At 71.7% G+C, this 20043-nt stretch carries 15 protein-coding genes; 7 read left to right on the top strand and 8 right to left on the bottom strand.

The annotated features are described in order from the left end of the window. Positions 1-4 precede the first annotated feature (4 nt). The 5 genes from JO379_RS15520 to JO379_RS15500 all read left to right on the top strand — a co-directional run bounded on the left by JO379_RS15520 (position 5) and on the right by JO379_RS15500 (position 6414). Positions 5-1207 carry an NAD(P)-binding domain-containing protein gene (locus JO379_RS15520; protein ID WP_209515399.1) on the top strand — a complete coding sequence of 401 codons (1203 nt, stop codon included), beginning with the start codon at positions 5-7 and terminating at the stop codon, positions 1205-1207. A gap of 404 nt (positions 1208-1611) precedes the next feature. Further along, the gene (locus tag JO379_RS15515) at positions 1612-2622 is read left to right on the top strand and encodes a polyprenyl synthetase family protein (protein ID WP_130878918.1); all 1011 of its coding nucleotides are present in this window, start codon (positions 1612-1614) and stop codon (positions 2620-2622) included. Between the two features lie 292 nt (positions 2623-2914). Beyond that, positions 2915-4210: a LolA family protein gene (locus JO379_RS15510; protein WP_209515397.1), complete on the top strand. Its 1296-nt coding sequence runs from the start codon at positions 2915-2917 to the stop codon at positions 4208-4210. A 163-nt stretch (positions 4211-4373) separates the two neighbouring features. Beyond that, positions 4374-5543 (top strand): ATP-binding cassette domain-containing protein, encoded by a 1170-nt coding sequence (locus tag JO379_RS15505; protein WP_372449140.1) that lies wholly within the window; start codon positions 4374-4376, stop codon positions 5541-5543. Then, a complete protein-coding gene (locus JO379_RS15500) occupies positions 5530-6414 on the top strand; it encodes an ABC transporter permease (protein ID WP_130878922.1) in 885 nt (294 codons plus the stop codon). Before JO379_RS15505 ends, JO379_RS15500 begins: the two co-directional genes overlap by 14 nt. Before the next feature lie 135 nt (positions 6415-6549). Here JO379_RS15500 and JO379_RS15495 read toward each other — a convergent pair whose 3' ends face one another. The 8 genes from JO379_RS15495 to JO379_RS15460 all read right to left on the bottom strand — a co-directional run bounded on the left by JO379_RS15495 (position 6550) and on the right by JO379_RS15460 (position 18542). Next, positions 6550-7884, bottom strand: a complete 1335-nt coding sequence (locus tag JO379_RS15495) for a M28 family metallopeptidase (protein WP_130878923.1) — start codon at positions 7882-7884, stop codon at positions 6550-6552. A 183-nt stretch (positions 7885-8067) separates the two neighbouring features. Further along, the gene (rarD, locus tag JO379_RS15490) at positions 8068-9033 is read right to left on the bottom strand and encodes an EamA family transporter RarD (protein ID WP_242626181.1); all 966 of its coding nucleotides are present in this window, start codon (positions 9031-9033) and stop codon (positions 8068-8070) included. 240 nt (positions 9034-9273) lie between these two features. Further along, positions 9274-11244, bottom strand: coding sequence for an APC family permease (locus JO379_RS15485; protein WP_209515395.1), 1971 nt, complete (start codon positions 11242-11244; stop codon positions 9274-9276). Between the two features lie 89 nt (positions 11245-11333). Then, positions 11334-12413 (bottom strand): 2-oxoacid:ferredoxin oxidoreductase subunit beta, encoded by a 1080-nt coding sequence (locus tag JO379_RS15480; protein WP_130878926.1) that lies wholly within the window; start codon positions 12411-12413, stop codon positions 11334-11336. Continuing rightward, positions 12406-14370, bottom strand: coding sequence for a 2-oxoacid:acceptor oxidoreductase subunit alpha (locus JO379_RS15475; RefSeq protein WP_209515393.1), 1965 nt, complete (start codon positions 14368-14370; stop codon positions 12406-12408). The genes JO379_RS15480 and JO379_RS15475 overlap by 8 nt, the downstream gene beginning before the upstream one ends. Positions 14371-14754: 384 nt before the next feature. Continuing rightward, complete coding sequence (locus JO379_RS15470) at positions 14755-15414, bottom strand: response regulator (RefSeq protein WP_307842211.1); 660 nt, start codon at positions 15412-15414, stop codon at positions 14755-14757. Positions 15415-15675: 261 nt separating this feature from the next. Continuing rightward, positions 15676-17001, bottom strand: a complete 1326-nt coding sequence (locus JO379_RS15465) for a sensor histidine kinase (RefSeq protein WP_209515391.1) — start codon at positions 16999-17001, stop codon at positions 15676-15678. 299 nt (positions 17002-17300) lie between these two features. Continuing rightward, entirely contained in the window at positions 17301-18542 is a 1242-nt protein-coding gene (locus tag JO379_RS15460) for a sensor histidine kinase (protein ID WP_130878930.1), read from the bottom strand. A gap of 198 nt (positions 18543-18740) precedes the next feature. On the opposite strand from JO379_RS15460, the gene JO379_RS15455 reads away from it, so the two are divergent. Together JO379_RS15455 and JO379_RS15450 are read left to right on the top strand one after the other, a co-directional pair. After that, complete coding sequence (locus JO379_RS15455; RefSeq protein WP_130878931.1) at positions 18741-19157, top strand: NADH-quinone oxidoreductase subunit A; 417 nt, start codon at positions 18741-18743, stop codon at positions 19155-19157. After that, positions 19148-19822, top strand: coding sequence for an NADH-quinone oxidoreductase subunit B (locus JO379_RS15450; RefSeq protein WP_209515388.1), 675 nt, complete (start codon positions 19148-19150; stop codon positions 19820-19822). The genes JO379_RS15455 and JO379_RS15450 overlap by 10 nt, the downstream gene beginning before the upstream one ends. Positions 19823-20043 lie beyond the last annotated feature (221 nt).

Here is a 20043-nt window from a genome sequence, read left to right as displayed (position 1 = left end):
ACTCGTGACACTTCCGGTAGCAGTCATCGGGGCCGGTCCGTACGGTCTCTCGACCGCCGCCCATCTGCGGGCACGCGGCATACCCGTGCGCGTCCTGGGCTCGCCGATGGTGAGCTGGCGTGCGCACATGCCCGCCGGGATGCTGCTGAAATCCACCCCCGACGCCTCCAACATCGACGCCCCCCAGCCCGGGCACACCCTCCTCGACTTCTGCCGCGCGACGGGGGAGCGGCGCTACGAATCGGACTGGGACCCCATCCCGGTCGAGACCTTCGCCCGCTACGGGCTGTGGTTCCAGGAGCGGCTGGTGCCGGGGCTGGAGCAGGTGCGGGTGGTCTCGGTCGACCGGCGCGGCGCCCGGCCGGGCTTCGAGCTGAAGCTCGACTCCGGGGAGCAGTTCACCGCCCGTGCCGTCGTCGTCGCCACCGGGCTGAGCGGCTTCGCCCACCTGCCGCCCCAGCTGGCCACCGCCGTCCCCGACGGCCCCTCCCCGAGCGGCCCCGTCTCGCACAGCTCGCAGCACCGTGACTTCGACCGCTTCAGCGGCCAGGACGTCGTCGTCGTGGGCGCCGGGCAGTCGGCGCTGGAGAGCGCGGTGCTGCTCGCCGACGCCGGGGCCGCCTCGGTGCGCGTCCTCGCCCGCACCCGGGGCGCGGTGCGCTTCGGAGCCGCACCGGACGGACAGCCTCCGCTGCGTCCCTCGTCCCCCTTCGGGCGGGCCTGGTCGCTGTACGCCTTCTCCTACTACGCGGACGCTTTCCGCCATCTTCCGGCCCCGGCCCGCCGGTTCCTGGTGGGGCGGGTGCTGGGGCCGCTCGGCGCCTGGTGGCTGCGCGAGCGCTTCGTCGGCCGGGTGCAGGTCACCGAGGGCAAGCGGATCGCGCGGGCCCGGGTGGAGTCGGGACGTCCGGTGCTGACCCTCGTCGGCGACGGCGGCGCGGCCGGTGAGCTGGCCGCCGATCATGTCCTGGCCGCGACGGGCTACCGGGTGGACCTCGCCGCCCTGGACTTCCTGGGCCACGGCCTGCGCGCCAAGCTCGCGGTCGGCGCGGGCGGCCCGCGCCTGGGCCCCGGCTACCACTCGTCCGTGCCCGGCCTGTTCTTCACCGGGCTCCCTGCCGCCGCCAGCTACGGCCCGGTCATGCGGTTCGTCTGCGGCACCGAATACGCCTCCCCGCGGCTGGCCAGGGCGGTGGCTGCGCTCTAGGCGTGTGCACCTCCGCTGCGTAGCGGTGTCCTCGAGCGCCGGACGGGCTCATTCGAGCCCGTCCGGCGCTCGAGGACGCGCCCGCGGGGCGCCCGCCGCCGCAGGCGGCAAAGGCGCCCCGCACTCCACAGAGGAATCCGTACTGGCCGGTCTGCCACGGGTGGCGGAGCCGGCCAGTACGTCTGTGCGGAAACAACCGGGTGATCAAGGACACGGCGGGGCAGACGTCGAGCAGTGTGACGGCGGAGGCCGACGCGTGTTCCAAGGCAGCCGGGGAGCCCCGGGAGAGTGCCAGCCGGGCAGGCGCCCACGGTGATCCACAGTCGACCGGATACGCTGACTTTTGGTGGAGACAGCGACACATCGACAATCCCCGTGTTCGCAGGCAGACAGGAGTACCCCTCGTGACCGTCGTCGGGCCTTTCGGGCTGAGCGTGCGGGACCAGGCTCTTGAAGCCGATGTCCAGGCCGGTTTGGCCGCCGTCGAGGAGGGCCTCCTGGAGGCCACCAAGAGCGGTGTGCCCTTCATCACCGAGGCCGCCCAGCACCTCGTCCGGGCCGGAGGCAAGCGGTTCCGGCCGTTGCTGGTGATGCTCGCCGCCCAGTTCGGCGACCCCTACGCCCCGGGCATCGTGCCGTCGGCCGTCGTCGTCGAGCTGACGCACCTGGCCACGCTCTACCACGACGACGTCATGGACGAGGCCGATGTGCGCCGCGGCGTGGACAGCGCCAACGCCCGCTGGGGCAACTCCGTGGCCGTCCTGACCGGCGACTTCCTCTTCTCCCGGGCCTCGCACATACTGGCCGACCTCGGCCCCGAGGCCGTGCGGATCCAGGCCGAGGCCTTCGAGCGCCTGGTCACCGGCCAGATCCTGGAGACCGCGGGCCCGCGCGACGGCCGCGACCCCATCGAGCACTACCTCGACGTCATCGCCGGCAAGACCGGCTCGCTGATCGCCGTCGCCGGACGGTACGGCGCGATGATGTCCGGCGCCGACGAGCGCACCGTCGAGATCCTCACCCACTACGGCGAGCGGCTCGGCACCGCCTTCCAGCTCGCCGACGACGTCCTCGACATCGCCAGCGACTCCCATGAGTCGGGCAAGACCCCCGGCACCGACCTGCGCGAGGGCATCCCCACCCTGCCCGTGCTCCACCTGCGCGCGCAGGCCGCCGCCAGCGGTTCGGCCGACGACCGCCGGCTGTGCGAACTCCTCGACGGCGACCTCACCGACGACGCCCGGCACGCCGAGGTGCTGCGCCTGCTGCGTGCCCATCCGGCCCTGGAGCAGGCGCGCCGCGACACCGTCCGCTACGCGCAGGAGGCCCGCGCGATCCTCGCGCCGCTGCCCGAGTGCGACGCGAAGTCCGCGCTCGAGGACCTCTGCGACGCGGTCGTGCACCGGGCGGGCTGAGCCCGCCGCGCCGGGGCCCGCGCGCCCCGGCCCGCCCCGGAGGGACCGCTCGGTCTCGGCCGATTCCCCTGTGGTGGGACGGCCCTTAAGGGGTGTCATACCCGAGAACTACGGGAAAGTGATCCCGTCGGCTGACGACGTCGCGTGGCCGGTTTGGTGGAATTGACAGTGTCGTTCCCCGGGGGAAACCCCCGGACTCCCGCGCCACCACCGAGCGGTCGGGCCACAATGAGCCTAGGGGTGGGCGAGTGCACGACGCGTATGACCGCCGCCGACGACGGAGGTAGAGCAGATGGCACGGATCCAACCGACCCAGGGCGCCGACGAGGCCGGGACGCCCGGCACGGGCCGCCGCAAGGCCGCCCGTTACGTGGTGCCGGTCGCGGTGGCCGGTGTCGCGGCGGCGACGATCGGGTTCGTCGTACCGGCGCTGGCGAGCACCGGAGACCCGGACCTGCCGAAGATCAGTGCGCAGGACCTGATAGCCAAGATGGCGAAGTCGGATGTGCAGCAGGCCTCCGGCACCGTCAAGATCTCCACCGACCTCGGCCTGCCGTCGCTGCCCTCGGGCTTCTCGCTCGGTGACGCCGGCAAGGGCTCGGGCGGCGGAAAGGGCGGGGACGCCGCCGACCCGCAGGCCAAGCTGACCGAGCTCCTCTCCGGCTCGCACACCCTGCGCATAGCCGTCGACGGCCCCGACAAGCAGCGGCTCTCCATAGTCGAGCGCGCCGCCGAGTACAGCGTGATCCGCAACGGCGACGACGTCTGGGCGTACGACAGCGCCAGCGACTCCGCCCACCACTCCAAGGCCCCGAAGTCCAAGGCGCCGAAGCAGCAGGGCGGCGACGGACACGAGGTGCCGAAGGACCTGGCCGGTGCCTCGCCGCAGGAGCTGGCCAAGCGGGCCCTGGCCACCGTGGACGACACCACCTCGGTGACCGTCGACGGCACCGCCAAGGTGGCCGGCCGGGACGCGTACCAGCTGGTGATCAAGCCGAAGGGCGGCGACTCCACGGTCGGTGCCGTCCGGATCGCGGTCGACGCGAAGAACGGCGTGCCGCTGAAGTTCACCCTCGCTCCGAAGAGCGGCAAGGCCATCGTCGACGCCGGCTTCACCAAGGTCGACTTCGGCAAGCCCGCCGCGAAGAACTTCACCTTCACCCCGTCGAAGGGCACCAAGGTCACCGAGGACTCCGGGAAGCCGGGCAAGGGTGACGACGCCGCGAAGCTCAAGGGCAAGCTGCCCGGCGCCGGTGAACTGCCGGGCCTGACCGGTCTGCCCGGTCTGGACGGCGCCTCCGACGCGTCCGGCATGAAGGTCATCGGCAAGGGCTGGTCCTCGATCGCCGAGATCAAGGGCCCCAAGGACGCGGTCGGCAAGCTGAGCGAGGACGCCAAGGGCAAGGGCAAGAGCGGCGACGCCGCGGCCCTGCTGGACAGCTTCGGCAAGAAGGTCTCGGGCGACTTCGGCTCCGGCCGGGTGTTCAGCACCCGCATCGTCAATGTCCTCATGACGGACGACGGCAGGGTCTACGCGGGCGCGGTCACCAAGGACGCGCTGGTCAAGGCCGCCAACAGCGCGAAGTAGGCAGGCTGCCGGCCCTCCCGCTCGGCCCGCTCGGCCCCCGCTGCCCGGCGGCACCACGGTGCCGCCGGGCAGCGGGTTTGGCGCAGGGCACGCGGTACGGGGGCGGGGGATGACGAAAGGGGAACCGGTGGAGGAGCAGCGGATCGCCTCCGGCGGGGGCCGGATGACAACGCCACCCGTCGGGCCGGTCAAGGCGCCCGGTCACCCGGGTGCGCCCGCCGCGTCTGCGGCTTGCGCCGCGACCGTCCCGTCAGGCGCTCCCGCGCCCGCCGGGGCCGCCGGGGCCGCCGTGCACTCCGAGCCGGAAGCGTCCGGCGAACCCGCCGGCCCGGGCCCCGCCGACAGCGCCGCGTCCGCCGCATCCGCCGCCACGGCCCCCGCCGTCGCCGCCGTCATCGAGACGCGGGGGCTCACCAAGCGGTATCGCGGTGGGCAGCTCGCCGTCGACGGCTTGGACCTCACCGTCCCGCGCGGCAGCGTCTTCGGTTTCCTCGGGCCCAACGGGTCCGGCAAGACCACCACCATCCGCATGCTCATGGGCCTGATCGAACCGAGCTCCGGCACCGCCCACGTCCTCGGCGAGCCCATGCCGCGCGCCGGACGGCGCGTGCTGCCCCGGGTGGGAGCGCTCATCGAGGGCCCCGCCCTCTACGGCTTCCTCAGCGGTCGCGAGAACCTCGTGCGCTACGACGCCGCCGACCCCACCGCCGACCCCCGCACCCGCGCGGCCCGGGTCGCCGCCGCGCTCGACCGGGTGGGTCTCGCCGCCGCCGCGGGCAAGAAGGCCCGCGCGTACTCCCTCGGCATGAAGCAGCGCCTCGGCCTCGCCGCGGCCCTCCTCCAGCCCCGCGAGCTGCTGGTGCTGGACGAACCGACCAACGGCCTCGACCCGCAGGGCATGCGGGAGATCCGTACCCTCGTGCGCGAGCTCGCCGCCGACGGCACCACCGTCTTCCTCTCCTCCCACCTCCTCGACGAGATCGAGCAGGTCTGCACACACGCCGCGGTCATGGCCCAGGGGCGGCTGCTCACCCAGGGCACGGTCGGCGAGCTGGCCTCCTCCACCCGCGGCCGGCTGGCCGTCACCACCCCCGACCCCGTGGACGCCGCCCGCGTCCTCAAGGAGCACGGCCTGACCGATCTCGTCGTCCTGGAAACGGGCGTCACCGGAGAGCTGCCCCTGAGCTCTCCCTCCGCCCCCCTCGACCTCGCCGACCTCAACGCGGCCCTGGTCCGGGCGGACGTGCGGGTGCGGTCCTTCGGCGTCGAACGGGCCTCACTGGAGGACGCCTTCGTCGCGCTCACCGGGGAGGGCTTCGATGTCGCGGGCTGATGTGGCGGACGACCGGGGCGCGCGGCCGGCCCCGAGCCCCCTGTGGCAGCTGTCCCTCTTCCGCAGCGAGGTCACCACCGTGCTGCGCCGATGGCGGACGCTCGCGCTGCTCGGGGTGCTCGCGGCGGTCCCCGTGCTGGTCGGCACCGCCGTGAAGATGGAGACGGGCGACGGCGGCTCGTCCGGTAGCGACGGTCACGGCCCGGCGTTCATCAGCCAGATCAGCAACAACGGCCTGTTCCTGGTCTTCGCGTCCCTCGCCGCGACGCTGCCGTTCTTCCTGCCGATGGCCGTCGGCGTGGTCGCGGGCGACGCCGTGGCGGGCGAGGCCGGCTCCGGCACGCTGCGCTATCTCCTCGTCGCACCCGCCGGGCGGAGTCGGCTGCTGCTCGCCAAATACGCCTCGACGCTGGTCTTCTGCCTCACCGCCACCCTGGTCGTGGCCGTCTCGGCGCTGACGGTGGGGATGCTGCTCTTCCCCGTCGGGGACGTCACGCTGATCAGCGGCACACAGATCTCCTTCGGCGAGGGGCTGCTGCGCGCGGTGGCGATCGCGGGCGTGGTCGCCGCGTCCCTGGTCGGGGTGGCGGCGGTGGGGCTGTTCGTCTCGACGCTCACCAACAGCGGCATCGCGGCGATGGCCACCACCGTGGGGCTGTTGATCACGGTGCAGATCCTGGACCAGTTCCCGCAGCTGCACGCCGTCCAGCCGTATCTGTTCCCGCACTACTGGCTGAGCTTCGCCGACCTGCTGCGCGAGCCGGTCTACTGGGAGCAGCTCCAGCGCAACCTCGGCCTTCAGGCGCTCTACGCGGCGGTCTTCGGCTCGGCCGCGTGGGCCCGGTTCACCACGAAGGACATCACCGTCTGAGCCGTCCGAGCCGTCGGAGCCGTCGGAGCCGTCGGAGCCGTCTGAGCTGTTTGTGGCCATGAACGGTGTGGCCGGCCCCCGTCCCGCACGGCGGGGGCCGGCCACGTCACCGTGGCCTTACCGGGGTGGCAGCGCTCAGAAGGTGATCTTCCAGCTGTCGATGTAGCCGGTGTCCTGCGCGGCCGTGTCCTGGACGCGGAGCTTCCAGGTGCCGTTCGCCGTTTCGGCCGAGGCGTCGACGGCGAAGGTCGCGACGATGTTGTCGCCCGAGTCGTTGCCGCTGGCGCCCTTCAGCCGGTACGCCCGCCCGCTCGGCCCGACCAGGTCGACGGCGACGTCACCGCGCCAGGTGTGCTTGATGTCGACCCCGACCTGGAGGGACGAGGGTGCGTTCCCCGTGATGCCGGTGACGGCGATCGGGGAGTCGACCGGGGAGCCCGCGTCGGGGATCGCGACATCGGTGGTGCTCTCGAAGGTGCGCCCGGGCGGGTTGGTGGCACCCGCGCTCAGCGTCCAGACGGCGTTGGCGATGGCGTCGCTGTTGTTGTCCAGCGCCGTCTCGTTGATGTTCGCCGTGGTGTCACAGGCCGAGTGGTAGCAGCGGTCGAAGGCCTGGCCCGCCGTGCCGCCCCACTTGGCGGCCTGGGCCGAGGTCTTGCGGCTGCTGGCACCGGTGAACAGACCGCCGACCCGCACGCCGGCGCTCTTGAAGGAGGCGTGGTCGCTGCGGCCGTCGCCCTCGGTCTCGATCTCGGTCGAGATGTTCTTCGCCGCGAAGAAGTCCTTGAAGACCTTCTCCAGCTGGGTGTCGTCGTCGTAGACGAAGTAGCCCGGGTTCGGCGAGCCGATCATGTCGAAGTTCAGATACGCGTCGATCTTCGACCGCTCGGTGCCGGGGAGGTTGTTGACGTAGTGCCGCGACCCGACCAGGCCCAGCTCCTCGGCCCCCCACCAGGCGAACCGCAGGTGCTTGTCGGGCTTGTAGCCCTCGCGGGCGACGGTGAGCGCGGTCTCCAGCACGGCGGCCGAGCCGGAGCCGTTGTCGTTGATGCCGGGGCCGGAGCCCACCGAGTCGAGGTGCGATCCGGCGAAGATCACGTGGTTGGCGTCGCCGCCGGGCCAGTCGGCCACGAGGTTGTAGCCGGTCGAGCCGCCGGAGGTGAACTGCTGGATGCTGGTCGTGTAGCCGACGGCGTCCAGCTTGGCCTTCACGTAGTCGATCGAGGCCTTGTAACCGGCGCGGCCGTGCGCGCGGTTGCCGCCGTTGGCGGTGGCTATCGACTGCAGTTGGTTCAGATGGCCCTTGACGTTGGCGACGGATATGTCGGGCGCGGCGGCGGCGACGGTGGGAGTCGCGTGCGCCGCGCCCGGGAAGGCGCCGAGCAGGGTGGCCGTGAGGGCCGCGCCGGTGGCCAGCAGCGCGGTGGCACGAGATCTTCGGGGCAGGGTGGGTCCGTTGAGTCCAAGCATGGGGGGCTCCCAACTCCATTTGACGTGGCCATGATGTTGAGGGCGCCCTGATGGTGCGTCAAGGGCGGATTTCGGACACCGAGCACCGCTTTCCGGATATCGGGCAGCGGAAAACCACGCTGATCTGTGGTTTCAGGGACCACTGCGCTCTTTGTTATTTCTGTGTTTCGTGGGGCGTGATGCCTAAGTCGTGGCTTTTGTCGGCGTGTCGCTGACGCTCTCCGACACGCCCGGGGCCCCACCTTCCACTGCCGCCTCCGCCGCCTTGGCCCGCGCGTTCCGCAGCTCCGCCCGCGAGATCCGCGCGGTCCGCAGCGCGTCCCAGGTGAGCACCGCCAGCGCCAGCCAGACGAGCGCGAAGCCCGCCCAGCGCTCGGCCGGCATCGCCTCGTGGAAGACCAGCAGCCCGAGGGCGAACTGGAAGATGGGGGCCAGGTACTGGAGCATCCCGATCACCGACAGCGGCAGCCGGACCGCCGCCGCGCCGAAGGAGATCAGCGGCAGCGCGGTGATGGCCCCGGTGCCCATCAGGAGCAGCAGATGGCCGCTGCCCTCAGAGGTGAAGGTGGACTCGCCGCGCGAGCCGAGGAAGACCAGCACGGCGAGCGCGGGCAGGAACTGCACGGCCGTCTCGGCGGCCATCGACTCCAGGCCGCCCAGCCCGACCTTCTTCTTGACCAGGCTGTACGTGCTGAAGGTGGCCGCGATGGCGAGCGCGATCCACGGCGGCTTGCCGTAGCCGACGGCCAGCACGATCACGGCGGTCACGCTGACCCCCACGGCCACCCACTGCGCGGGCCGCAGCCGCTCACGCAGCACGAGGACGCCGAGGGCGATGGTGGCCAAGGGGTTGATGAAGTACCCGAGGGAGGTCTCGACGACGTGCCCGGAGTTCACGGCCCAGATGTAGACCCCCCAGTTCAGGGAGATGACGGTCGCGCCGACCGCGATCATCCCCAGGCGCTTGGGCTGCCGCAGCAGCGGTCGTATCCAGTCCCAGCGCCGGGTCACGGCCAGCACGACGGCGACGGCGGCCAGCGACCACACCATGCGGTGGGCGAGGATCTCGACCGCGCCCGTCGGCTCCAACAGCGGCCAGTAGAGGGGGAAGAGCCCCCAGATCCCGTAGGCGAGGACGCCGCACAACATCCCGGTGCGGGTCTCGGTCTTCGACTCGTGCGACTCCACGGGGCTCCTTCCGGAGGTTTCGATGAGTGGACCTTCGGAAGGTAGCGCCGCCGTGGCCCGACTGTCATGCGCGTATCGCATGATGGTCCTGACAGGTGTCCTCAATCGCCGGACGGGCTTGATGTTGCTGAGCTCAGCAACATCAAGCCCGTCCGGCGATTGAGGACACGCCCGCAGGGCGCTTGCCGCCGCAGGCGGCACCTACACCCGCGCGGAGCGCAAGCGCTCGACGGCCCGGCCGACATCGAACGGCAGGATCGTCACGGCGACATCCGGCAGGTGCTCCAGGGCCTTCGCCAACTCGTCGCCCGTGCCCGGGTGCAGCAGCCGGCCGAGCGGTGGCCGATAGGCACGGCGGGGGATCAGCAGGGTCAGGGCGGTGGTGCCGTCGGCCGTCGTCCGGGCCGCGAGGGCGACGAGCGTGTGCCGCAGCCGTCGGTCGGGGCAGTCGATCAGCTCCAGCGGCACCGTCGTGGCGGGTGACCGCTCCCACCGCTCCACGAGCCGGTGCGCGCGGGCCTCGTCGACCACGACATGCAGGGCCCTTACCTCGTCCGGCCGCAGCTCGTGCGCGTAGGCCAGTGCCTTGAGGGTGGCCAGATCGAAGCCATCGACGAGGACGTGCACCAGGTGCCGCCGCCAGCGCGGGCGGTCCGTGGCGAACGGGGGCAGGTTCTCCAGGGCCTCCGCCTCCGCCCGGTACTGCTCGTTGACGCGGATCAGCGCCCACACCCCGAGCGGGAAGACCGCGACGACGAGCCACGCGCCCTCGGTGAACTTGGTGACCGCGAAGACCACCACGACCAGCGCGGAGACCACGGCGGCGGAGACGTTGACGGTGAGCTTCCAGTGGCGGTGCGGCTCGCCGGGCCGCCGCCAGTAGTGGGCCGTCAGCCCGGCGGCGGCCATGGTGAAGCCCGTGAAGACACCGATGGCGTAGAGGGCGACGAGCTCGTCGACGTTGGCACGCGTCACCAGCAGCAGCGCGAGGGAGACGACGGCGAGGCAGACGATGCCGTTGGAGAAGGCCAGCCGGTGCCCGCGCCGCGTCAGCTGACGCGGCAGGAAGCTGTCCCCGGCGACGAAACTGGCGAGGAACGGGAAGCCGGTGAACGGCGTATTGGCACCCGTATAGAGGATCAGCGCGGTCGCGAGCTGCACGAAGACGAGCCCGGCCGTGCCCGGCGGGCTGTCGCCGAAGACGAGCCGCGCCTCCTGCGCGAGCACGGTCGGGTTGCCGTCGGCGTAGGGGATCGCGTGGGTGTAGTGGGCGAGGACGGAGACGCCGAGGACCATGCCGCCCAGCAGGCAGCTCATGACGGTGAGGGTGCGGCGGGCATTGGGGCCCTGGGGGCGGCGGAAGGCGGAGACGCCGTTGGAGATCGCCTCCAGGCCGGTCAGCGAGGAACCGCCGTTGGCGAAGGCCCGCAGCACCATGAACAGCGAGGCGCCGTACAGCCAGCCGTCGCCCGCCTCGCCGAGCGGCACCGCCCCGGCCGCGTGCACGTCCGCGCGCGGAAGGCCCCCGGTCAGGGCCCGGACGAGACCGAAGGCCAGCATCAGCGCCACGGCCAGCACGAAGAGGTACGCGGGCGCGGCGAAGGCCCGCCCGGCCTCCCGGATGCCGCGCAGGTTCCCGTACGCCAGCAGCAGCACCATGCCGGCGGACAGGGGGACCTTGAGATGGTCGATGCCCGTGTACCCCTCCCCGACGAGATGGGCGAGGGAGATCAGGGCATCGGTTCCGGCGGCGGTCTGCACGGCCACGGTGACGATGTAGTCGACGAGCAGGGCGACCGCCGCGATCTGCGCGACGCGCGGCCCGAAGTTCTCCCGGGCGACGACGTAACTGCCGCCGGCGCGGGTGTAGACCATGACGACGTCACGGTAGGAGAGCGTCAGCATCAGCAGGACCAGCAGGATCGCCCCGGTCACCGGCAGCAGCAGGGTGAACGCGGCGACCCCCACGACCGGCACCAGGATGCGCAGCATCTCCTCGCTGCCGTACGCGGTCGAGGACATGCAGTCGGAGGCGAGGACGCCGAGCGCCATCGGGTTCGACAGCTTCTCGCGCGCGAGCTGCTCGGTGACCAGCGGCGGGCCGAGCAGACGGCGCTTGAGCCGGTAGCCGAGCGGATCACGGGGAACGAGGGCGGCTTCGGTGTCGGCCATGGGCCCCATCAGAGCGGGTGCCCGGCGGGGGCGCCGTCAGACGCCCCGGCCGGGCACCCGTCTGTGCCCGTACGTACCAGTACGAAGAGCTATCCGACGACCGTCCAGGTGTCGTTGCCGGCGAGCAGCGCGGACAGGTCGCCCTTGCCCTTCTGCTCGATGGCGGCTTCGAGCTGGTCCGACATCTGGGTGTCGTAGACCGGCCGGCCGACGCTGCGCAGCACACCGATGGGGGTGTGGTGGAGGGTGTCGGGGTCGGCGAGGCGGGAGAGGGCGAACGCGGTGGTCGGGGACGTGGCGTGCGCGTCGTGGATCAGCACGTCGGCCTCGTTCTCCGGCGTCACCGCGACGACCTTGAGGTCGCCGGTGGCCGGGTCGCGGACGACGCCCTTGTTCCGGTCGGTGCCGAAGCGGATCGGCTTGCCGTGCTCCAGACGGATCACGGCCTCCTCCGCCTGCTGCTTGTCCTTGAGGACTTCGAAGGCACCGTCGTTGAAGATGTTGCAGTTCTGGTAGATCTCCACCAGTGCGGTGCCCGGGTGGGCGGCCGCCTGTCGCAGCACCTCGGTGAGGTGCTTGCGGTCGGAGTCCACGGTCCGGGCCACGAAGGAGGCCTCCGCGCCGATGGCGAGGGAGACGGGGTTGAAGGGTGCGTCCAGTGACCCCATCGGCGTGGACTTGGTGACCTTGCCGATCTCCGAGGTGGGGGAGTACTGGCCCTTGGTGAGCCCGTAGATCCGGTTGTTGAACAGCAGGATCTTGAGGTTGACGTTGCGGCGGAGGGCGTGGATGAGGTGGTTGCCGCCGATGGAGAGGGCGTCGCCGTCGCCGGTGACGACCCAGACCGACAGATCGCGCCGCGAGGTGGCGAGGCCGGTGGCAATGGCGGGTGCGCGTCCGTGGATGGAGTGCATCCCATAGGTGTTCATGTAATAGGGGAATCGGGAGGAGCAGCCGATTCCGGAGACGAAGACGATGTTTTCCTTCGCGAGGCCGAGCTCGGGCATGAAGCCCTGGACGGCGGCGAGGATGGCGTAGTCACCGCAGCCGGGACACCAGCGCACTTCCTGATCGGACTTGAAGTCCTTCATGGACTGCTTGGCGTCGGCCTTCGGCACCAGGGAGAGCGCCTCGATCGAGGAAAAGCCCTCCGAGATCGTCTCAGTCATTGATGGCCTCCTTGAACACATCGGCGAGCTGCTCGGCCTTGAACGGCATTCCGCTCACCTGGGTGTAGGAGCGGATGTCGGTCAGGAACTTCGCTCGCAGCAGGGTCGCGAGCTGACCGAGGTTCATCTCCGGCACGACCACCTTGTCGTAACGCCCCAGCGTCTCCCCGAGATTCCCGGGGAAGGGGTTGAGGTGACGCAGGTGGGCCTGGGCGATGCGGTGGCCCTCGGCGCGGGTGCGCCGCACGGCCGCGGTGATGGGCCCGTAGGTCGAACCCCAGCCGAGGACGAGGGTGTCGGCCTCGCCGCTGGGGTCGTCCACCTCCAGATCGGGGACGGTGATGCCGTCGATCTTGGCCTGGCGGGTGCGGACCATGAAGTCGTGGTTGGCGGGGTCGTAGGAGATGTTGCCCGTGCCGTCCTGCTTCTCGATGCCGCCGATGCGGTGTTCGAGACCGGGGGTGCCGGGCACCGCCCACGGGCGGGCCAGGGTCTCCGGGTCGCGCTTGTACGGCCAGAAGACCTCGGTCCCGTCGGCCAGCTCGTGGTTCGGCCCGGAGGCGAACCGCACCCGCAGATCGGGGAGTTCGTCGACCTCCGGGATCCGCCAGGGCTCGGAGCCGTTGGCCAGATAGCCGTCCGACAGCAGGAACACCGGCGTCCGGTACGTCAGCGCGATACGCGCCGCGTCGATCGCCGCGTCAAAACAGTCCGCCGCGGTCCGGGGCGCCACGATCGGCACGGGGGCCTCGCCGTTGCGCCCGTACATCGCCTGGAGCAGGTCGGCCTGCTCGGTCTTGGTGGGCAGACCGGTGGAGGGCCCGCCGCGCTGGATGTCGACGATCAGCAGCGGCAGTTCGAGGCTGACGGCCAGTCCGATGGTCTCGGACTTGAGCGCGACGCCGGGGCCGGAGGTGGTGGTGACGGCGAGGGCACCGCCGAAGGCGGCTCCCAGGGCGGCGCCGATGCCGGCGATCTCGTCCTCGGCCTGGAAGGTCCGCACGCCGAAGTTCTTGTGCTTCGACAGCTCGTGCAGGATGTCCGAGGCCGGAGTGATCGGGTACGAGCCGAGGTAGAGCGGCAGGTCGGCCTGGCGGGCGGCGGCGATGAGCCCGTAGGACAGCGCCAGGTTTCCGGAGATGTTGCGGTAGGTGCCGGCGGGGAAGGCGGAGGTCGCGGGGGCGACCTCGTAGGAGACGGCGAAGTCCTCGGTCGTCTCGCCGAAGTTCCACCCGGCCTGGAAGGCGGCGACGTTGGCCTCCGCGATCTGCGGCTTCTTCGCGAACTTCGCCCGCAGGAACTTCTCGGTGTTCTCCGTCGGCCGGTGGTACATCCACGACAGCAGGCCGAGCGCGAACATGTTCTTGCTGCGCTCCGCCTCCTTCCGCGACAGCCCGAAGTCCTTCAGCGCCTCGATCGTGAGCGTCGTCAGCGGGACGGGATGGACGTTGTAGGCGTCCAGGGAGCCGTCCTCCAGCGGGCTCGTGGCGAAGCCGACCTTCGCCATCGGGCGCTTGGTGAACTCGTCGGTGTTGACGATGATCTCCGCGCCGCGCGGCACGTCCGCGAGATTCGCCTTCAGTGCCGCCGGGTTCATCGCCACCAGAACGTCCGGTGCGTCACCGGGGGTGAGGATGTCGTGATCGGCGAAATGCAGCTGGAACGACGAAACCCCCGGCAGGGTGCCTGCGGGGGCTCGGATCTCGGCGGGGAAGTTCGGCAGCGTCGACAGGTCGTTGCCGAACGACGCGGTCTCGGAAGTAAACCGATCACCCGTGAGCTGCATACCGTCACCGGAGTCACCCGCGAAACGGATGATCACCCGGTCCAGTCGGCGCACCTCCTTGGCGCCGCCCGGGCCCCCGGAGGGGCTGCGCTGTCCGGCGAGGTGTGACGGCTCGCCTCGCTGCTCGGCTGGATCGGCCTGCTCGGCCGGGCTACTGACCTGGCTGGTCACTGCTTCGGACCTCCCTCATGGCGGCGGTCCGCACATGGTGGTGCCGACCGGCGTTCCCACGGCCATCGTACGTGGGGAAGGGTTTCCTCCTCCGGAGGTACCACAGGATGAACCCACGGATGTGACCCCCTTATGCCCTTGTATGTCATGGTCATCCGCCCCCGCGCCCTCTCATTTACGAGGGTTACTGCTAGGACTTTGTTTCGGGGGCCACGTATCCGACGCGGCCCGCGCCGCACCCCGACCGGAGTACATCAGGGGTGCGGCAGGGTCGCGCCGGGCGGATGACAGCACGTCAGAACGGTGAGCCGGGTCGGAACGAGGGAATCCGGATCAAATGCGGACGACAGCGGCGGGAGCCGGTCAGGGCCGCGGAGCCGCCGGTCAGGACCGCAGGTAGGTCAGGACCGCGAGAACCCGACGGTGATCCCCGTCACTCGGCGACAGGCCCAGCTTCGCGAAGATGTTGCTGACGTGCTTCTCGACCGCCCCGTCGCTCACCACCAGCTGCTTGGCGACCGCGGAATTCGTCCGTCCCTCGGCCATCAGACCGAGGACCTCCCGCTCCCGGGGGGTCAGCCCGGCCAGCACGTCCTGCTTGCGGCTGCGGCCCAGCAGCTGCGCGACGACCTCGGGGTCCAGCGCGGTGCCGCCCCGGGCGACCCGCACCACCGCGTCCACGAACTCGCGGACCTCGGCGACGCGGTCCTTGAGCAGATAGCCCACGCCCCGGCTGCTGCCGGCCAGCAGCTCCGTCGCGTACTGCTCCTCCACGTACTGCGACAGCACCAGCACACCCAGGCCCGGATGGTCCCGGCGCAGCCGCACCGCCGCCCGGACGCCCTCGTCGGTGTGGGTGGGCGGCATCCGGACGTCCGCGACCACCACGTCCGGCAGGGCGTCCTCGGCGGCGAGCTCCGTGATGGTCTTGATCAGCGCCTCGGCGTCGCCGACCCCGGCCACGACATCGTGCCCCCGGTCGGTCAGCAGCCGGGTCAGCCCCTCCCGGAGCAGCACCGAATCCTCGGCGATGACCACCCGCACCCTGTCCTCCACGATTTACGGCCCCCCAGGCCCGGCGCGCACGCCGAGCGGTTCACGCTGTAGGCAATTGTCACCGCCCAGCATGTCAGCATCCGGCCCCCCAGCGGGCGCGCGATGCCGCCCGCGCCCGGACCTTTCCCGGCCCCGCGCCCGCACCCGCCTGCCACGCGGCAGCACGTCGCCCCGCCGGCGACCGGCGGGGCGACGTGATCAGGCGGGGTCAGGCGTGGGACGGACGCGGGCCGCCCGGGGCAGGGCGCGTCAGCCGCGCCAGGGCAGCTCCGCCGTGATCGTCGTCGGACCGCCGGCGGGGGAGTGCACCACCAGCAGGCCGTCCACCGCGTCCAGCCGCTCGGCCAGCCCCGCGAGGCCGCTGCCGCCGGCCGTCGACGCACCACCGCGGCCGTCGTCGGAGACCTGGAGCATCAGCCGGTTCGCCGACCGCCACACGTCGACGCGGGCCGTACGGGCGGCGCTGTGCTTGCTGATGTTCTGCAGCAGCTCGGAGACGATGAAGTAGGCCGTGCCCTCGATCGCGGCGGCCGGCCGGAGCGACAGGTCCACGTCGACCCGCACGGGCACCGTGCAGCGCGCGGCCAGCGCCGACAGCGCCGGGCCGAGCCCGCGGTCGGTGAGGATCGCCGGGTGGATGCCGCGGGCGAGGTCCCGCAGCTCCTGGAGGGCGAGCTTCACCTCGCCGTGCGCTTCGTCCACCATCCTGGCGGCGGCCTCCGGGTCCTCCTCCAGCTTCTCCTTCGCGAGGCCCAGGTCCATGGCGAGGGCGACGAGCCGGGCCTGGGCGCCGTCGTGCAGATCGCGCTCGATGCGGCGCAGATCGGCGGCGGCCGTGTCGACGACGACCCCGCGGTCCTCCTCCAGCTCCCACACCCGGCTCGCCAGCCGGGACGGCCCGAGCAGCCCCGCCACCATCAGCCGGTCCACCTGCGTCAGCCCACGGATGATCCACGGGTTGACCAGCACCAGGAGCAGACCGGCGGCGCAGGTGACGCCGACCTCGAAGGGGTTGTCGAGGTAGACGGCCGTGCCGCTCGCGTCGCCGTACAGCTGCATCCCCGGCTGGTCCCAGTACTTCGGGTAGACCCAGGAGTAGGCCGGGTAGAGCAGCAGCGCCCAGCCGACGATCGTCAGCGTCAGCGACACGCAGAACGCGCCGACCGCCCACGGGAAGTGCAGCACCCCGTACAGCAGGTGCCGCCAGGACGCACCGCTCTTGAGGACCGCCCCCATCCAGGCCATCGGCCCGCTGTGCCCCTTCCGCGGCCGGATCGGCTCCGGGTCGGCGATCTCCAGATCCAGCAGCCCCCGCGCCCGGGTCCGCTCCACCGCGCCCAGCGCCCGCGCCCCGAGGAGCGCGCCGGCCAGTACCGGCACCCCGATGAAGGTGATCAGCAGACCGGCGCCGAGGCTGGTCATGGTGATCGCGTACGAGAAGAAGAGGACCGCCATCGGGAGGCTGAGCATCAGATAGAGGAACTCGCGCCATGTGCGGCCCGCCAACGGCGCGCGCAGCACGACGGGCACACGGTGGGGCCGGGGGGCCGGCTGCCGTCCGTAATCGATGGCCATTTCTCTTCCGATCTCCGAGCATCCGGGGGTTCGCCTGATGACTCAAGACTCCGGGAACGCGGGCCCGGGAACCATGTGGTGAGTGGGTGTCTTGGGGGTGGGGCCAGCCCTACCCCTCCGGGGCGGGCGGGCCGGCGACGGCAGCCGCGGGATGTGCCCGCAGGGGCCGGGCGGACCAGCAGGCCGGCGGTGGCGCGATGGCGAGCCGGCCCGCCGGGCGGTGGCGTCGGCGTAGTTCCGCCGTGACGACCGCAGGGCGTGCCGGGCATCGGGACCCGTGAAGATCCGCCGGACAGGCCCTAGCGGTCGCGCCAGGGCAGTTCCGCCGTGACGACCGTCGGGCCGCCCACGGGTGAGTCCACGACGAACAGCCCGTCCACCGACCCCAGGCGCTCGGCCAGCCCCGCCAGCCCGCTCCCGGTCGCCGTCGAGGCGCCGCCGCGCCCGTCGTCGCGCACCTGGATCAGCAGCCGGTCCGTCGTCCGCCACAGCTCGATGCCGGCCGTGCGGGCGCCGCTGTGCTTGCTGATGTTCTGCAGCAGCTCGGAGACGGTGAAGTACGCGATGCCCTCGATCGCCGGCGCCGGGCGGGCGTCCAGCTCCACGGTCACGCTCACCGGCACGGTGCAGCGCGCCGCCACCGACGACAGCGCCGCGTCCAGCCCCCGGTCCGTCAGCACCGCCGGGTGGATGCCGCGGGCGAGGTCCCGCAGCTCCTGGAGGGCGAGCTTCACCTCGCCGTGCGCCTCGTCGACCATCTGCGCGGCGGCCGCCGGATCCTCCAGCACCTTCTCCTTCGCCAGCCCGAGCCCCATGGCGAGGGCGACGAGCCGGGCCTGGGCGCCGTCGTGCAGATCGCGCTCGATGCGGCGCAGATCGGCGGCGGCGGTGTCGACGACGACCCCCCGGTCCGACTCCAGCTCGGCGACCCGCCGCTCCAGCTCGTCGGACGGGCTCAGCAGGCCGCGCACCATCGCCCGGTCGACATTGGTCATGGCACGCGCCAGATAGCCGAGAACCGGCCACAGCACGAAGAGCGAACAGAGCGTGACCGCGAAAGTGAGAACGCCCCATGGCAGTCTGATGAACGAATACAGCGTGCTCCGCCACCCCACCGGGTCCTTCAGCGTCATCCACAGCCAGGGGAAGAAACCGGCGGTCCCGCGCCGCCCCCGCAGCAGCGGACTCGGCTCCTCGATCCGCACGCCCAGCAGCCTGCGCGCCCGCATCCGCTCGAAACGGCCCACGTACCGGGCGCCCATCAGCCCGAGCGCCAGCAGCGGCAGCCCGATCACGGTGATCGACAGACCGACGCCCACATACAGCCATACCGAGACATAGACGAAGCCCACGATGCCCTCGGGCAGGTTCAGCAGGAGATGCGCGATCTCCCGCCACGTCTGCCCGCCGAAGGCCGGGCGGGCGGGCGGAAGCCGCTCGCCCGTGCCGCCGCCGGGGTCGTCATGGGTGTCGTGGGCGGCGAAACCGGACCGACGGGAGGTGCCCGGGGCGGCCTCGCGGGCCGTACTGCTGGCGTTCATAGGGCAAAGACTGCCGGGCGGCCGGGCACGACGCCATGGGGGCCGTGGGTGCGAAGGTGTAGGGATAACCCCACCACAGGCCGGTAGCGCTGCTCACTCCAGGCGCGGCAGGGCCTAGACTCCCGTGCGTACAGATCGTCGAACGCGGGTGACCGGGACAAACCGGAAGAACAGCCGCACAGGGAGCGAGGGGCGGACGTGCCGGAGGCGACCGTGCGCACCGCGAGTGCCGACGTCCGGCTCGCGGCCGACTACTTCGATGGCTACGCGACGGTCGGCCTGCTGGCCGTCGTCGGCGTGCTGTTCGTCGCCGTGTCCTTCGTGGCCGGGCGACTGCTGCGGCCCGTGGTGCCGACCCCCGAGAAGCTGCTGACCTACGAATGCGGCGTGGACCCCGTCGGCGAGGGCTGGGCGCACACCCAGGTGCGCTACTACGTCTACGCCTTCCTCTACGTCATCTTCGCGGTGGACTCGATCTTCCTGTTCCCCTGGGCGACGGTCTTCGCCGCGCCGGGCTTCGGCGGCGCGACGCTCGTCGAGATGTTCATCTTCCTCGGCTTCCTCGCCGTGGGCTTGTTGTACGCATGGAAGAAGGGCGTCCTCGAATGGACGTGACACCCCCGGTTGACCTTCCCGAGCCGCGCCGGCTCGGGGTGCTGTCCCGCCTCGCGCCCGAACCCATGAAGGTGGTCCTGAACTGGGGCCGCCGCTACAGCCTGTGGGTCTTCAACTTCGGCCTCGCCTGCTGCGCGATCGAGTTCATCGCCGCGTCGATGGCCCGGCACGACTTCATCCGCCTCGGCGTCATCCCCTTCGCCCCGGGCCCCCGCCAGGCGGACCTCATGATCGTCTCCGGCACGGTGACGGACAAGATGGCCCCGGCCGTGAAGCGGCTGTACGAGCAGATGCCCGAGCCGAAGTACGTGATCTCCTTCGGCGCCTGCTCGAACTGCGGCGGCCCCTACTGGGACTCGTACTCCGTCACGAAGGGCGTCGACCAGATCATCCCGGTCGACGTCTACGTACCGGGCTGCCCGCCCCGGCCGGAAGCGCTGCTGCAGGGCATCCTCAAGCTTCAGGAGAAGATCGCGAAGGAGTCGCTGAGCGACCGGTACGGGCCCGCCTCCGGCGCGGGCGCGTCCGTCGCGGCGCTGCGCAGCGATCTGGTGACGCCGCCGCCGACGCCCGGCACCTCCGGTGCGGGTGCGGGCGCCTCCGGCGGTGCGGCCGGTGCCGGTGGCGCGACTGGCGCCGGTGGCGCGGAGGAGACGGACCGATGACGACCGATCCGACGAGCCCGGCGGGGAGCCCGGACGGGGATTCCGGCGCGGCCGGGCAGCCGACGTCCGGGGCCGCTCCCGGCGAGGGCCCCGTGTCCGCCAAGGGGCCGGCCTCCGGCGCGGCCGAGCCGACCTCGGGCGGGGACGCCGAATCCGCCCCGAAGGCGGGGAAGGTCTCCGAGGGGACCGCTCGCACCGCCCGCCCGGCCGGGGCGACCGCC

Source organism: Streptomyces syringium (assembly GCF_017876625.1).
Classification (GTDB): Bacteria; Actinomycetota; Actinomycetes; order Streptomycetales; family Streptomycetaceae; genus Streptomyces; species Streptomyces syringius.
The sequence above is the reverse complement of the archived record's forward strand: the minus strand, read 5'-3'. Positions and strand labels throughout refer to the sequence as shown.